The organism is Anaerolineae bacterium, assembly GCA_016931895.1.
Classification (GTDB): Bacteria; Chloroflexota; Anaerolineae; order 4572-78; family J111; genus JAFGNV01.
This window is the reverse complement of record JAFGDY010000213.1, coordinates 31898-47797: the sequence shown is the minus strand read 5'-3', so window position 1 is coordinate 47797 and position 15900 is coordinate 31898. Positions and strand designations below refer to the sequence as shown.

At 47.8% G+C, this 15900-nt stretch carries 10 protein-coding genes; all 10 read left to right on the top strand.

Annotation, left to right across the window (positions count from 1 at the left end; genetic code table 11):
• A partial coding sequence (locus JW953_15940; protein ID MBN1994190.1) for a hypothetical protein occupies positions 1 to 1365 on the top strand: 1365 nt, incomplete at its 5' end.
• Complete coding sequence (locus JW953_15935) at positions 1362 to 3503, top strand: hypothetical protein (protein MBN1994189.1); 2142 nt, start codon at positions 1362 to 1364, stop codon at positions 3501 to 3503. The genes JW953_15940 and JW953_15935, both read left to right, overlap by 4 nt.
• Before the next feature lie 27 nt (positions 3504 to 3530).
• A complete protein-coding gene (locus JW953_15930) occupies positions 3531 to 5222 on the top strand; it encodes a hypothetical protein (protein ID MBN1994188.1) in 1692 nt (563 codons plus the stop codon).
• Complete coding sequence (locus JW953_15925; protein ID MBN1994187.1) at positions 5219 to 8251, top strand: hypothetical protein; 3033 nt, start codon at positions 5219 to 5221, stop codon at positions 8249 to 8251. The genes JW953_15930 and JW953_15925 overlap by 4 nt, the downstream gene beginning before the upstream one ends.
• A 7-nt stretch (positions 8252 to 8258) precedes the next feature.
• The gene (locus tag JW953_15920; GenBank protein ID MBN1994186.1) at positions 8259 to 10481 is read left to right on the top strand and encodes a hypothetical protein; all 2223 of its coding nucleotides are present in this window, start codon (positions 8259 to 8261) and stop codon (positions 10479 to 10481) included.
• Between the two features lie 228 nt (positions 10482 to 10709).
• Positions 10710 to 11792, top strand: coding sequence for a hypothetical protein (locus JW953_15915; protein MBN1994185.1), 1083 nt, complete (start codon positions 10710 to 10712; stop codon positions 11790 to 11792).
• A 94-nt stretch (positions 11793 to 11886) separates the two neighbouring features.
• Positions 11887 to 12915, top strand: a complete 1029-nt coding sequence (locus JW953_15910) for a hypothetical protein (protein MBN1994184.1) — start codon at positions 11887 to 11889, stop codon at positions 12913 to 12915.
• A 56-nt stretch (positions 12916 to 12971) separates the two neighbouring features.
• Complete coding sequence (gene rffA / locus JW953_15905) at positions 12972 to 14135, top strand: dTDP-4-amino-4,6-dideoxygalactose transaminase (GenBank protein ID MBN1994183.1); 1164 nt, start codon at positions 12972 to 12974, stop codon at positions 14133 to 14135.
• Positions 14125 to 15150 (top strand): glycosyltransferase, encoded by a 1026-nt coding sequence (locus tag JW953_15900; GenBank protein ID MBN1994182.1) that lies wholly within the window; start codon positions 14125 to 14127, stop codon positions 15148 to 15150. The genes rffA and JW953_15900 overlap by 11 nt, the downstream gene beginning before the upstream one ends.
• Entirely contained in the window at positions 15131 to 15877 is a 747-nt protein-coding gene (locus JW953_15895; GenBank protein MBN1994181.1) for a GNAT family N-acetyltransferase, read from the top strand. Before JW953_15900 ends, JW953_15895 begins: the two co-directional genes overlap by 20 nt.
• The last annotated feature ends 23 nt before the right edge of the window (positions 15878 to 15900 follow it).

Genomic DNA, 15900 nt, shown 5'->3' with positions numbered 1-15900 from the left:
GCCGGTTCTTATACTCTACAAGCTTATCTCCTGGAAGCCTATCAACAACCCTTGCTCCAGGTGGCCGGGCCTCTTTTTTCTGAGCCGATCACAATTAAAGATGGTTCAAGGCATGCCCCAGATTTTAAACAACTGTCCATTGATACTAAAAACGGCCTGGTTAAGGTGGGTTATCAATTATGGCCTTTTGATTTTTTTAGTTTTAGCCGTCCAGAGTATCATCATCGAGCGACCATCTCTATTGTGTGGGAGGCCAGTGACACCCTTCAGCCCAACCAGCGATTGCTGATTAAGTTAGTAGGCCCTGATGGGCGGACGTTTGAGTCACTGACACCTGAGGGGAATTTAAAACTCTTTATGGTTGAAGCTTATTGGCCTGCCGGCCTGTATCGGTTAAAGGCAGAAATTGTCCAGGGAGATGAAGTGCTTGGCCAGAGTCTGTCCGCACCTTTTATTTCGGTAAAGAATGGGCAGCGACAATTTACGCTGCCCTTGATGGCCCACCAGCTTGACGCCAATTTTTACCACTACATCAAACTGGCGGGCTACGACCTGCCTGATACGCGAGTCGAACCGGGCGAAAACCTATCGGTTTTTGTGCATTGGCAGAGTTTGCAAATTGTCAATGCTAGCCCCAAGGTATTTAATCATTTGTATGATATGGGTAACCAATTATGGGCCAGTTTTGACCATGTTCTTCCGCCATATTATGGTGGCGCCATCATGTGGGTCCCTGGCGAGTTTGTGAGCGATGGGTACACCATTCCCATTGCGTCGGATGTGCCGGAGGGGATCTACACCTTGCGGGTGGGCCTTTTTTTGCCAATGGGGGAAGATGCTTGGGTGCCGTTGTCGCTGATTAATGATGGGCAGGTTTCAGATGTAACGTATGTTACGTTAGGGCCAATCAAAATTGGTTCCGCCCCGGCAGATGTGTTGGCCCTTAACGCGGACCCTCAATATCCTCGTGACGACCGTTTAGGCGAGGTGATAAAATTAAAAGGGTATGACCTGGCGGCTTCTCCTGAGACGCAAGCACTCAAACTAACGCTGTATTGGGAAAGCCTGGCCCCCACCGAAAAAGATTATACAACATTTTTGCATTTACAAAATGAACAGGGCCAAGTTGTGGCCCAAAAAGATAGCCCCCCGGCGGGCGGGGCTTATCCAACCTCGCTGTGGGATGCGGGTGAAATCATCAAAGATGAAATTGTTTTGCCCATATCGGATAGTGTCTCAGCCGGTAATTACGCTCTATTAGTAGGCATGTACGATTTTAACACCGGAGAGCGCCTGCATATTCCTGCATCTTTAGATAATGCCATTCACCTGACCCTTTTTGAATCTGAGAATTTATTACCATGATTGTCTTCTTGAAAAAACACCACAGGTTATTGTTGATTATCTGTAGTCTCTTGATTTTTGGTTTAACCTATTTGGCCACTGTTGAAACCAAAAACGGTGATTTTACCTACTCGCTTTTGGTATCTCAGGCTATTCTTGAGCATCAGACCATTCAACTGGATGCGTATAAAAACAAAATAGATGGGAATCGCCACTTTGACCATGATTACCGTATTGAAAAGGTAAATGGGCATTATTATTATTTTCTGCCATTAGCTCCTTCTGTTCTTTCAACGCCGATTGTTTGGGGGGCAAACTTTATGAGGCAAGATATGACTGTTCAGGAGCAGGAGTATGAACTTCTTAAATTGATGGCGGCTGTATCTTGTGTGCTGATATTCCTGATTTTATATGCTCTTGGCCGATGTTACCTTGATCCATTATCCAGCCTGGTCATAGCGCTTGTCTCGGTGCTGGGGACAAATTTGGTAAGCTCGTTGGGTATGGCGCTCTCCTCGATGAATTTTGCCGTTATCTTTATTACCCTCAGTCTGTTACTCATTGCCCGGTACGACACCGGTCAGGCTAAAAGGATTAATTCTTATTGGTTAGGTTTGTTTCTTTTTTTGGCCTTCTGGTCGCGACCAACTGCGGCGCCCTTTATTCTCATGGTTTTTGTTTATATTTTTGCCAGACATCGGGCAATTTTTTTGAAATTGGTGATTGCTTCGTTAATCCCCTTTCTCCTATTTTTAGGTTGGTCCTGGCTTACGTATGGACAGTTATTACCAACGTTCTCTTCACCCGACAAACTACTCTCAACGTCAACGTTTTGGGTGGCTCTTTATGGCAACGCCTTCAGCCCGGCCCGGGGGCTGTTTATTTTTTGGCCTTTCTTTGGTTTGATGGTGATAGGCGGGGGATGGTTTTTCCACGATTTAAAGAGAAATGATTTGTTCTGGTTTAGTCTGGCCTGGTTTGGCCTGTATTATATCCTCATTTCTCGGTATCCCCACTGGTGGGATGGTCATAATTTTGGCCCGCGTATCCTGACTGATGGCCTGCCTGCTTTAATTTTGTTGACCATTCTCCTCTGGCGAGAAATATTACAGCGAACATCTGCAAAAGTAAAAATTATCTTTGCAGGCGGTTATATGACTCTAGGAGTAGTGGCAGTTTTTATCAACGTCTACCAGGGGCTTTACAATCCGTATACCTATCTGTGGCTGAAAAATCCCAATATTGACCGCTATCCTGAATACCTGTTCAATTGGAAATATCCGCAATTTTTGGCCTCTGAAGAGTCGCTGCGTCAGAGAAGTCTTGAGCATCAGCAAAAAAGATTAAACACTTACGCTTTGGGTGATACAATCACCTATGAAAGTAGCGACGCAGTTTTTTGGAATTGGTATGAACCTGAAATCGGCTGGCGTTGGAGCCAGGGAACATCAGCCGGGATTGTTTTTAAATTGGCCAGTGGTACGATTGTTCCCGGCAGGCAGTATGTTATAGAAATTTTAGCTGGGGTTGCAGAAGCGCAAAAGATTGGAGTTACCCTAAATGACCGTAAGCTTGGCGAATTAGAGCTTGAGGCTTTTGCCGGTGATGTGCCTGAAACACAAACTTTAATTTTTAAAGGGATGTTGCTCCAGGAAAACAGTCTCAATAAAGTTGATTTTTATATCCCCAATGTTGCCATTACTGAAAATCAAGAGGCGCGGACGGCAGGAATGGCTTTTGTATCTCTGAAAATATACCCCTTTACCAGCGATAACCAGGGTGTTCATTATTTTGACTCCGAGTTTTTTCAAGCTGGTTTTAGCGATGCGGAACAGGAGTGGCGCTGGACTGATGGCCCTGAAGCAGTTTTGGTCTACCCCTTGGAGGTTGTTGATCCCAACCGGGAATATGTAATGGAAATAATTTCAGGCGCATTGGGCGTTCAAGAAGTGAAGATAATACTTAACGGCGCTGATATTGGTTCCCTAACTTTTGCCGGTACAGCACCGGAGACGCATGGATTATCTTTTGAGGGAAGTTTGCTCAAGGAACATAATAATAGAATTCATTTTTTTATACCAAACGCCACCGTTCCCAAAGGAGACTCGCGCCAGTTAGGGTTGGCTTTTGTTGCTTTGAAAATAAATCCTGTTGAATAATTTTATATTCGTCATTGGAATTTTTTTATGAAAAACCACAGTTGGAAGAGGTGGGCCGCCTGGTGGGGCAAGTGGATTACCCAAAGTAAACGGGGAACATATCTTCTTAGTTCTATTTTTATCTTGATTATGTTATACGATCATATTCTTCCTCTCAATGTGATGGTGTGGGATAGAGATTATGTGATCCAATTGTGGAACTTGTGGGTGGTTAATGAGGCAATCAAAGAGGGACAAAATCCTTACGTTACCAACTTGATTTATTATCCGGTTGGCGCTAATCTGGCTCGATACAACCTCAGTTCTGGTTTCTTCCTGATCACCTTTTTGGTAGAGAAATTATCAGGCGGTGACAGCCTGTATCCGCTTTATACACGTAGAATTCTTGTTTTGATAACTTTTCCGCTATTGCTTTGGTTTAGTTATTGGGTTTTAAGAGAGCTTGGCCTGGCGCAATGGCCTTCTGTCATCGCTGCGGTAGCCTATACGTTTAGTAATTATTATATGAAAAGTATCGATCTTGGTCTCAATCATATCTCAGGCTTTTTTATTCCAGCCATAGCTTTTTTTGTGATCTGTCTATTTAAAAAACCAAAAATATCAACTGCCCTGATTACCAGTTTGTTGAGTGCGGCTGTACTGTATTTTACCGAGTATGCCTTATTTATTTATATGGGTTTTTTATTTTTGGGCGGGGTAATGAGTGCGTCTTCTGGGGGGCGGAAGCAGCTCTTTACTAAATTTTGTGAGCTAGGTCTAAAGTCGCTCTTGGCCTCGTTGGGGCTTTTTATACTTATCGCCCTCCCCTTTATCTTAAATTGGCTTGCATCCTCAGATGTTTTGCCTCCAGATCCTCAAGAAGCATATCTCTACTCGTCAAATCTGCTTGGTTTTTTTATTCCCCCTGAAGGGGCCGCATTTTTGTATGACCTCCTTTTTTCTTGGCTCAATAAAAAAATGGTCGGGCAAGGTTTCACTTATGGTATTGCCGGCTCTGCCATTTTTATTGGTTTCCCGTTACTGATTTTTGGGTTGGTCTCAATTTTTAGAACAAATCAGAGATTGGTCAGGATTTCGGCCTTGATCTCGATAATTTTTTTCGTGTTAAGTCTTGGGCCGGTATTAAAAGTATTCACGTTTGATACGGCTCTATTGATGCCTTATGGGTTACTGGCTCTCATTCCCCCATTTGACGTGGGGCGTGCTCCGGTTCGTTTTGTGGTTATAGGGTTGTTCTTTTGGATGGTTGTGGCGGCGTTTGGGTTGCAGTGGTTCCAAAATATCATCCTTAAAAAGTATGGGCAGTTGGTGGCAGCCGCGGCGATGTTGTTTATTTTCTTATGGGTAGTTTCCGAGATATATCTGCCTGTACCTCATCAACAACCTTATGTTATCCCGCCTCAACTTGAGGGAATTGTGGCAGGTCCGGTGATAAATCTCCCCTTAAAATTTCATAATGGCTGGGCGCTGTCTTTACAGATGTTCCACCACCAGCCCGTAGCCACCGGCGAAATTTCGCGCAATACCGCAGCACAGTGGGCGCATTATCACACCTTAGAAGTTCTTTACCAGGAAGCGTTAAAAACCGGTTCCTGCCAAAGTTTTGTGGAAATGGGCTTTCGGAATATTATCATCTGGCCGGGCGTACCGGAAGATGTTATCGTAGGCTTAACCCAATCGCCAGACTGTTCGTTGAATATTGTGAATTTGTTAGAATGAATTATCGTCTCTATTTGCGCCAATATGGAGGGGCGGGGTTATTACTGATTATTTATATCATCCTGTCCCTGGCCTATAATTACGCCATTCCCTTTAGCAAAGGCCCCGACGAATACATCAACTACCAATACATCCTCTTCATTGCCAAACACCACCGTTTACCGGCCACCATTGCCGAACGGCAGGAGGCCGGGGTTAAGGCCGATTGGCAGCCGTTTTATCATCTTGTTGGCGGTTTGATTGCTGCGCCTATTTCCCTCACCCCACCACCTGAACTAAAAGTAACCTGGGAGCCGCCCACGCGCCAATTGATTGATATTGTTTTGCCCCGCGCCACCCTCATCCGCACCGAGGATGAACAGCCGCCCTATCGGGGTGTTTATGCGGTGTGGCAAACGGGCCGGTGGGTATCTATGGGACTGGGTGCTGGAGCGCTCATTGTCACCTATCTTATCTGTTTGACCCTCTGGCCGAACCGCTCCATCCTGGCGACAGGCAGCACGGCCCTGCTTGTCTTCATCCCCCGCTTTTTATTTACCCACGCCGTGCTTAGTGATGATACAATGCTGGGCTTTTGTTTGGCGCTCTATTTACTGCTGTTAATCCGTATTGTCAAAACAACTTATCCCTCGTTATTGCTTTTTGCCGGACTGGGTCTTACGGCAGGGCTGGCGATTGTGACCAAATATACGGCCATTCCCGTTGTCGGGGGGGCGCTGATTACCGGCGGTTGGGTGGCTTATAAAAAATGCTGGCCCTGGCCCGACACCATGCGGCGCGGTGTGGTATTTGTCGGGACACTGTTGGTGGTTGTCGGTGGGTTGGTGGGGTGGGTCTGGTGGCATTTCAATCAAGTGTCTACGTTGGGGCTGGTAATGGGTCTGGTTAAACCCCTACTGCCCGGTGCCGCCGTAGACGATAATCCCACCACGTCCCGCCTCACGGCTTTGCTCAGCGGCCAATCGGTAGCAGAGTTGGGCCAAGCGCCGGGAGCCGGGGGCAGTTTTTTGGACTGGGCCAGAAACACTTTTGTTACTTTCTGGAGCGTTACCGTGTTTGGGGCGGAACCAGGGTGGCCGTATCCCCATAACTTTATTCTGATTGTATTGGCGCTATGTTGTGGGGTCGTCCTGATTGGCTTGTGGCGGGTCTATCGCCGGGCGCAGGCAGAGGAAAAAATCCTCTGGCTGGCGCTGGTCATTCAAATACTGGCCTTTTTCCCCTTGCCGTTGCTTCGTTTTGCCCTATCGCGTCGCTTGAATGATGCTGCGCAGGGACGTCACCTGCTTTTTCCGGCGGGTCCGGCCATTGCGATTCTGTTGATGGCCGGTTGGCTGGCCTGGTTCAAACCACAGTGGCGTCATCGAGTGGCTCTGGCCGCCGGGGGATTGATGCTGGTTTGGGGCGTTGGGCATTTAGGATATTTGTGGCAGGCTTACCCCCCACCCTTGCCTGTACGCACCACCTCTGGTCCGCAAATGCAGGTTGAGCAGTCAACCCACATTAATTTTGGTGACAGTTTGTTATTGGCTGGTTATCAAACCCACCTGTCTGCTAACGGCTCAATCTTACAAATTGACCTGCTCTGGCAAAGTTTGGCCCAGGCCGATGAAGATTATCGCACCGAAATTACTCTGGTTGACCATCAGGGCCAACCCCAATTGCGTTGGCTCAGCCATCCGGCCAACGGGCGTTTCCCGACTCGCGCCTGGCAGCCGGGTGACCTGGTACGCGATACTCTGCCCATTCCAGTGGTTGGTCTACCTCCCGATGATTACAAAGTGCAACTGCGCCTGTTAGGTTGGAACAACCCCCTAGAGTCTGGCCAGGGGGAAATGGTATCTCTAACCAGTGTAACTCTTGAGAATATCACTCAACTAACCCCACCCATATTGTGGCAGCAAGCAGAAGTATACGCCTTTTCCTCTGCTCCCTTCACCTACCGCTATCACTCAACCATCCCGGTAACATTGGCGGAATCAGACAATGTGTCTTTAATTGGCCCGGATGGGCAGCCCCGGTTACCCGCCGGTGACATAGGGCATTTACGAATTTTTATGGTTGATCATGATTGGCCCTCCGGTAACTATCGTCTGCAAATTAATGGTGTTGAAAGCGATTTGGCCTTACGGGTAGAAAATTTCGATATCGCCCAAAATGGGTGGAACTTTACCCCGCCCCCCATGATGTATCCGGTGCAGGCCAATTTTGCCGACAAAATTGAATTGCTGGGATATGACCTGCCGACTCGTCGGGTGGAGGCTGGCGGTGGCATTCCGCTGGTGCTCTATTGGCGAGGCTTCACCCAAATGCGTGAAGATTACACTATTTTTGTGCAACTGCTTGATGCCAATCTGGAACGGCGGGGTGGCTATGATCGTTTACCCCGCGAAACTTACAATACCTACCTCTGGGTTCCCGGCGAAGTAGTAGATGACGGTTTTGCCGTGCCGGTTGAGGCCGATGCACCTGATGGAGTCTACACCATCAGAGTGGGCCTGTATCGTCAAGAAGATGGGCAGAGCGAGTCACTCTCTTTAATGCAAGATGGTCAATCCCAGGCTGAAACCAGCGTGGTCATTGGCCCGCTCAAAGTGGGCGGCCCTCCAGCGGGCGTGGTGGCACCGGACATTTCGCCGCAGCATCCTTTGGATGTTGATTTAGGTGAAACCATTGCTGTGCGGGGTTATGATTTAAATCAGACCGATACCGCCATCCACTTAAAGTTATATTGGCAGAGCTTCACCCCAACGGATATTGATTACACCGTTTTTGTTCATTTGCAGAGTGAAGTCGGAGAAATGGTGGCCCAAGTTGACGGCCCTCCGGCGGCAGGTCAATATCCCACTTCCTTGTGGAACCCTGGAGAGATTATCCCCGACGCTTTCACTTTGAATCTGCCGCCGGAGATTGAGCTGGAGACATATCATCTGGTGATAGGGTTATATGACCCGTTAACCGGAACTCGTTTGTCCGTACCGGACGCGATGGATAATAGTTTACTGTTAACAGAAATCAACCTGGATTGATCGCAGTATGGCAACAAAAATCAAACTTTCGGCTCGCTGGTATAGCCTTATAATTTTTCTGGTCATTCTGATCTTGTGGCTGGTTCAGACCAAAACAATCCACGAGTCGTGGAATGAGTCGACTCGCCTGGCTGCTATTCAGTCGCTGGTGGAGCGCGGCACCTGGCGTATTGATGCCTCGCCCTATGGTCACGAAACCGGCGATAAGGTGTTGTTAGACGGCCACTATTATTCCGACAAACCCCCCCTGTTTGCGGCCATAGGCGCCATTCCGTACGCCGCCATATATTACGGTTTGGGCGCTGCCCTGGCTATTGACGGCTGTCTGCCGGGCGACTTTTGCGTTTACTACTGGCTGACAGTGTTGTTGGTGGGCATGCCGTCTGCTCTGATGGCTGCCTTATTCTACAAACTTGTTTTTAGGCAACTCTCCTCAAATGCCTGGGCGCTTGGGTTAACCCTATTGCTTTGTTTCGGCACGGCGGTGTGGCCGTATAGCCTGGTGTTCAACCATCATTTGCCGGCCGCTGTGGCTTTGTTTATCAGTTTTTATTTGTTGTTTGACCTTTGTCCAAATCACTTAAAGCTTATGAGCGCGGGATGCTTGGCTGGTGTGGCGGTTATGTTAGATTTAACCTCTGTCTTTCTGGCGCTGGCGCTCTTGTTGATTGTGATGATCTATTATCGGCGGGGAATTTTTCCCTTTGGGGTTGCGGCGTTAATTCCGGGGATTGTCACGATAATCTTTAATTACCAGATTACCGGCGGGCTTCTGTTGCCCTATTTTTCCGGAGAAGGCTATGGTTATCCCGGTTCTCCTTTTGACATAACCGTTGGCGGCCAACATGCCCCTGATAACGTTCTCTTACATACCTTCCGTAATATAGCGGGCGACCATGGCCTGTTTGTTTATTCGCCTCTGTTAATTTTTGCAACGATTGGCTTGGTTTACATTGCTACAAAAAAGAATCCTTTGCTATCGGTCAAAAGTGCTTTAATCCTGCTGGGCATTACCGGACATTTTCTTTTTGTTTGGACTCGCACCAATAATTTTGGCGGCGACGCTTATGGTGGGCGTTTTTTCATCCCGGGTATTCCTATCTTATATTTTTTTATGGTTTTTGTGGTTCCGGTCCGTTTCTATAAACCGGGCGGCAAATGGGTGGCGGCGTTGTGGGGGGTGGCTGTAGTTGTATCGGTGTTTTCGGCGTACCAGGGAGTGCGGGCCACGTGGCATCAAATTCACCCCCCCTTTTTTATAAACTTACGCGCTAACATTCCTTACCTGGCGGTTAAGACCAATCTGAGTTTGCCCGGTAGTCAGCCAATAACCCGTAATAATGATGGACCAACGCATAATTTTCAAATGCCCAACATGAGCCATCGGCTTGAGGCTAATTTTAATAATGAGGTGGTGTTGTTGGGATATGATCTTCCGGCGCGGCGTGTCGAACCAGGCCTGGATTTGGAGCTAACCCTGTATTGGCAATTATTGCGGGTGGTGCTAGATGACTATTTTATTTTTACTCATCTCTTGGATGAAAAGCAGTTCAGGCAGGGCGGCCTTGACAGGCAATTGCAAGAAGAGTATCCTATTAAACTTTGGTATCCGGGTGAGATTGTGACGGATCAAGTTAAAATTCCGGTCGGCGCTGAGACAGGGCCTGGATTGCTCTGGCTGCGGCTGGGCCTTTATCAACCCACCGCAGCTGGATTTGCCGCCTTACCATTGGTGGTGGATGGTCATCAAAGTGAGGAAACAAGTATTGTCCTAGGGCCAGTTCTGGTTGGCGTACCGGCTCAGGTGATAGACCGCCGTCAATTATCCCCTGACAATTTATTGAACGTTAAACTGGGCCAGCCGCCTGTAATTTTATTACACGGTTACAATATGAACCGGCAGAATGACTCAATTCAGTTGACCCTTTATTGGGAAAGCTTGACCCCCACGCCGGTTGATTGGATGACGTTTGTCCATCTAAAAAATGAGACGGGGGAAATTGTAGCGCAACAAGACAATCAAACAGGCGGCGGTTTTTTCCCCACCTCTTTATGGGAGGTTGGAGAAATGGTCGCCGATCCCGTATCGTTGCGTGTTCCGCCCCGTATGGCGGCAGGGCAGTATACCCTGGTCACGGGTTTATATCGGCTGGATACGGGCCAACGGCTTAAGGTTCCGGCTTCTGAGGATGATAGTGTTGAGTTAATAACCATTAACCTGGGTGAGTAAAAAAGGATTGCAGCGCGATTTTTTCTTGCAAAAATAATTGGAATGAAGAAGACATTACTTTTTTTATCTAAAATATGTTTCAGCGTCTTGCTCACTTTAGTGTTGCTTGAAATCGGGTTGCATATTTTTCCCCGTGTGATTCCCCTCGACCTGTTGACTTACTTTGACAAAACGCCACGGGCGCAAATTGCCCGTAGGCGGGGATTGCCCACCAGATGGGATGTGGTGTTGGTTGAGCGTGATGATGGTGGGCCTGATTTTAGCGTTTTTAAACCGTTTACCAGGATCGAGTGGCCAATCAGGGATTACGGGACTAATAGTATTGTGATGATGGACGATATTGGTTTCTGTAACCCTCCCCAGCAAAGTTATCATCTTCCGGAGATTGACATTATTACTCTGGGCGACTCGTTTACAACTTGCCATGCTGTTGACCCGCAAGATACCTGGACCAGCCAGCTTGCTGACCTGACCGGTCTCTCAACTTATAACCTGGGTCAAGGTGGAGTTGGCATCCACGAGTACCTTCAGATTTTGAAGAAATTTGGTCTGCAAAAGTCACCCCGTATTGTGATCATGAATATCTACGAAGGTAACGATTTTCGGGACGCCTGGAAATTTTACGAACATCGTCTGCTTGTGGCCAAGGGAGACTTCCAACCAACGCCAACTCCGTCAGCAGGGGTAGTAGAACGTTACAGTTATGCATTTAATTTAGCCTATTCTGTTGATAAAAATATTCAGGAAAACGGCTTGTTTTTTGCTCCTCAAACTGGTGACTCTTTATCTGAACCTGAGCCTGAAACGATCAATTTTAGATATAGTCTTGTCTTCCCGGATCAGGTGATACCCTGGAATCTGGGAAACACTGATACGGATGAAGTTGACTATGCCAAACAATTATATCTCTTAAAAATAGATGCGGGTGTTTTTGTTACGGTGCAGGAAGCCCTGGCTACTTTTGTTGAACTCTCACAAACGTACAACTTTGTGCCCGTAGTTACCTATACGCCGTCGGTCCATACCGCCTACGCGGATCAGGTTGTTTTTGATGACCCTGCCTTAAAGGACCTGATGCCCTGGTTCAGCCAAGTGCAACAGGAGTATCTTCAGCAAATGGCAAACAAACAGGGTTATATTTTTATTGACCTTACCCCTGCGCTCCAGGCTGCCGCCCAAGAGAAAGGTTCGTCAGATTTGCTTTATTATCGATACGATTTACATTTAACCCCGTCTGGACATGCCGTTATAGCCAAAGTAATTAGCCAGGCCTTAGATGATTTGAAGATTATCACCAAGCCGGATGATTGAAGGAATTGCGTACAGGTAAGCCTTGCAGTGGTCGGTTTTTTCTCCATGATTCAACATGGGGTTTGATCGATAATTTTGTTTCCGGGAGTAAACATTGAGTTATTGGGTAATTTATCTACTTGTCCTCATCATCGGTATGATTATCGGTGCCGGAACACTTATCAGTATTCATCGTTTTGGACATGCCTCCAAATTTTCAAAAGTGCTTGAAAATACTGTGTTAGCTCTGTTAGCTATATTCCTAACATTTATGGTTCTTGAATTCTTCTTTAAGGTGTTTTTTGCTCAATCAGATAATCGAAATTTTACCCTGGCTTCCAAAAATTGGTTCGAACGTTATTGGTCTTTAAATTCATGGGGATATAGGGATATTGAGTGGGCCAACGCAGATGTGCAGGGTAAGCGAAGAGTTTTGGTGATGGGAGACTCATTTACGGCAGGACATGGGATCAAATCTCCCGAAGATAGATTTTCCAATATATTAGGTAAAAAGTTGGGTGATGATTATATCGTGATGAATATGGGCGAGATGGGATTCAGTACCAAAGAGGAAATAGACAAAGTTAAGAGTTTCCCTTACAAGCCGGACATTTTGATTCATCAATACTATATCAACGATATCAGAAATGCTGCTTATAGTCGTAATATGAAATATGTTGGGCCGGACCTGTCCCCGTGGGCTGTGTTTAAACCTTTGGTTGATCACTCTTATGCGCTGAACTTTATTTATTGGCGGAGCGTACTGATGGGGCCATCGAGTTGGCAAGGGAGCAATTTAGATTGGCTCGAGCGGGCTTATAATGATCCAGAAGTGTGGTGGGTTCATCAGCAAGAATTGCTCACAGTTTACCAGGGCGCTGTTTCGGAACAGGTAAAGTTACTGGTGGTGGTCTTCCCTGACTTGAGCGATGTTTCGGCTACCAGGCATTTGAGTGATAGGGTTGTTAAATTTTATGAAGAACGAGGCGTGCCGGTATTGAATGTGGCCGAGCTTGTTGAGGGTGTGCCCCGCGAACAACTTGTTGTGAGTAATATCGACTCCCACCCCAACGAATGGCTGCATGCCCAAGTAGCCAACGAACTCTATAAGATGGTTGTCCAATTGGAAGCGAAAGAACCATAATAGCCTACCCTCAATTAATAATCTATGAGAAAATCTTTTTAGAAAGTGAACCTGTCGTGGTTTTAAAAATCCCTTTTGTCAAACCCAGTTTAACCCAAGTTGAATATGATGCCGTCTTGATTGCCCTGAAAGAGGGCGCGATTGGCGGCAATGGCCGAATTGGCCTGCAAACCCAACAATGGCTGGCCGACTATTTGCGGGTTAAGCATGCCTTGCTCACCACATCCTGCTCTCACGCTTTGGAGATGGCCATGATGGCCCTGAACATTGGGCCGGGCGATGAAGTGATTTTGCCTTCTTTTGCCTTTGTTACGGCGGCCAGCGCCATAGTGCGCCAGGGCGCGCGGCCCGTTTTTGCTGAAATTGATGAGACCACCTTCAATATCGCCCCCCAGGATGTCAAACAGCGTATCACTTCTCGCTCTAAAGCAATTGTGGTGGTTCATTACGCCGGTCTGGGCTGCAAAATGGCCGAAATCTTGTCTATCGCTCAAACGCATCATCTTTTTGTGGTCGAAGACGCGGCCCAGGCGATTGGGGCAAGCTATATGGGGCAGCCTTTAGGCACGCAAGGCCATATTGGTTGTTACAGTTTTCACAGCACCAAAAATGTGGTGGCCGGCGAGGGCGGCGCGTTTGTCACCAATGATGAAGATATTGCTCGCAAAGCCGAAATTGTGCGTGAAAAAGGTACCAATCGCTCCCAATTTTTGCGGGGCGAAGTGGATAAATATACCTGGGTAGACCTTGGCAGTAGTTATGTTATTTCAGACTTGCTGGCCGCTCTCTTGTATGCCCAGTTACAGCGTGTAAATGAGCTTACCCAGGCCCGGCAAAAAGTATGGTGGCGCTATTATCAGCAGATGGCCGATCTGGAAACAGCAGGCTTAATTATCCGGCCCGGGCTTGATCCCCAGACCGAACACAATGGCCATATTTACGCTTTTCGCGTGGCCGGTGAAGCAAACGAAGCCGCCCGCCGGCGTAACGCGCTGTTGGATTATTTAAAAAGCCGAGGCGTGGGGGCAACGTTTCACTTTATCCCTCTTCATTCATCACCGTATGGGCAGGAACGTTTGGGTTACAAAGAGGGTGATTTTCCCATCACCGAACGGGTCAGCGCTTCGTTAGTGCGCTTGCCGCTTTACCCGGAGTTATCGTCTGAACAGGTTGATTATGTTCTTGAAGTTCTAAACGATGGTTTTAAACATGTTATTTAAATCTCCAACAGTCTTTCCAATTAATGAACAAACGCCGCTGCATCAACCTCCCACCCTGGCTTATTCTGTGGTGATCCCTCTCTTTAACCATGCCTATATTTTGCCGGAATTGCACCGGCGGGTAGCGGCAGTGATGGCATCCCTGGGCCAGCCCTATGAGATTGTGTATGTTGATGATGGGAGTGGTGACAATACCTTTGCCGTTTTAAGCGAGGTGTACCAGACCGATCCGACGCATATCAAAGGGCTACGTTTACTGCGCAACTTTGGCCAGCACCCGGCTGTTACGGCCGGATTTGAACAGACCGGCGGCCAAATTGTTATCACCCTTGATGCCGATTTACAGAATCCCCCCGAAGAAGTGCCAAAATTGCTGGAAAAATTGGCCGAAGGGTACGATGTGGTGGTTGGTTGGCGGCAGATGCGGCAAGACTCTCTTTTGCGCACGCTTCCTTCAAAATTTATCAACTGGCTTATTTCCAGGTCAACGGGAGTCAAGTTACACGATTATGGCAGCATGTTGCGGGTGTATCGGCGGGAGGTAGTGCAGTTGTTGAATCAAACCGAAGAGTCGGCCAAATTCATTACTGCTTTAACCAGTTGGCTGGGCGCTAACATTGTTGAAGTGCCGGTTCGGCATGAGGCTACGGCTGCTGGACAATCTCGTTATAATTTTCGCCGACTCTTTCGGATGACCATAGATCTGGCCACAGGATATTCTATGGTGCCCATCCAAATTGTCACCGCGGTTGGTTTGTTGATGGCTGCCATTGGCATCAGTTCCGGCCTGTTTTTGTTAGCCTGGCGCGTTATCTCCGGCACCAACATTACCGGTCTCAGTTCCTTTATTGCCTTGTTGCTGGTATTATTTGGCATCCAACTGGCGGGTTTGGGCATTGTGGGCGAATATATTGGCCGGATTTACGTGGAAGTGCGAGGGCGTCCCTATTATCTCATCAGAACAATTTTAGCCAGAAAGGAAGAACCGGCACACGGTGACACAAAAATTACTTGAACCCCTGCCCTGGGATTCGGAATTTTTTGGCCTGGCCATAGCTCGAATCACCGCTACCAGATTGGATGGGGCTGGGATAAAGGAATTGATGGAGCAGGCGCAGGCAGCTAAACTTAGGTGTCTTTACTTTGAAGCGGATCCCAACGATCCGGCCACGGTGGCGGCAGTGGAACAATATGGGTTTCATTTGGTTGACGTGCGGGTGGTGTTAGAGCATCCGTTTGATGATCGTCCGGCCCCTGTACCGCGTTATCCGGTGCCGGAAGAGTTGGTAATCGGTTCGTATCGCCCTGACGAAATGCCTCGTTTGCAAGATATTTCGGCCCAGATTGGCCTGACCAGTCGTTTTGATTTTGACAAACAGTTTGCGCCGGGGCAAAGTGAACGATTGTATCGGGTATGGATAGAAAATGCCTGCCATGGCTTTGCCGATGCTGTTTTGGTAGCTCGTTGGCATCAAGATGGCGAGGCAGTAGGCTTGATTACCTGTACCTGGCGTGATGCTATTGCTCATATCCAACTGGCCGGCGTGCATGCTCACTACCGTCAGCGGGGTGTTGGCACCGGCCTGGTGCAGGGCGCTTTGGATTGGGCCAGGTCTCAGCAGGCGCGCAGGATGCAAGTGGTCACGCAGGCCCGTAACGTGCCGGCCCAACGCCTTTACCAGCAAATGGGCTTTTTTACTCGTTCCATGACCTTGTTTTATCATAAATGGTTATTCTCTTGAACGTAAGTTTTTCGCCGGGACAA

Excerpts from the sequence above, each read along its gene's own strand:
- JW953_15920 (MBN1994186.1), top strand. The coding sequence starts at position 8,259 with ATGGCAACAAAAATCAAACTTTCGGCTCGCTGGTATAGCCTTATAATT.
- JW953_15900 (MBN1994182.1), top strand. The coding sequence starts at position 14,125 with ATGTTATTTAAATCTCCAACAGTCTTTCCAATTAATGAACAAACGCCG.
- JW953_15925 (MBN1994187.1), top strand. The coding sequence starts at position 5,219 with ATGAATTATCGTCTCTATTTGCGCCAATATGGAGGGGCGGGGTTATTA.
- JW953_15935 (MBN1994189.1), top strand. The coding sequence starts at position 1,362 with ATGATTGTCTTCTTGAAAAAACACCACAGGTTATTGTTGATTATCTGT.
- JW953_15930 (MBN1994188.1), top strand. The coding sequence starts at position 3,531 with ATGAAAAACCACAGTTGGAAGAGGTGGGCCGCCTGGTGGGGCAAGTGG.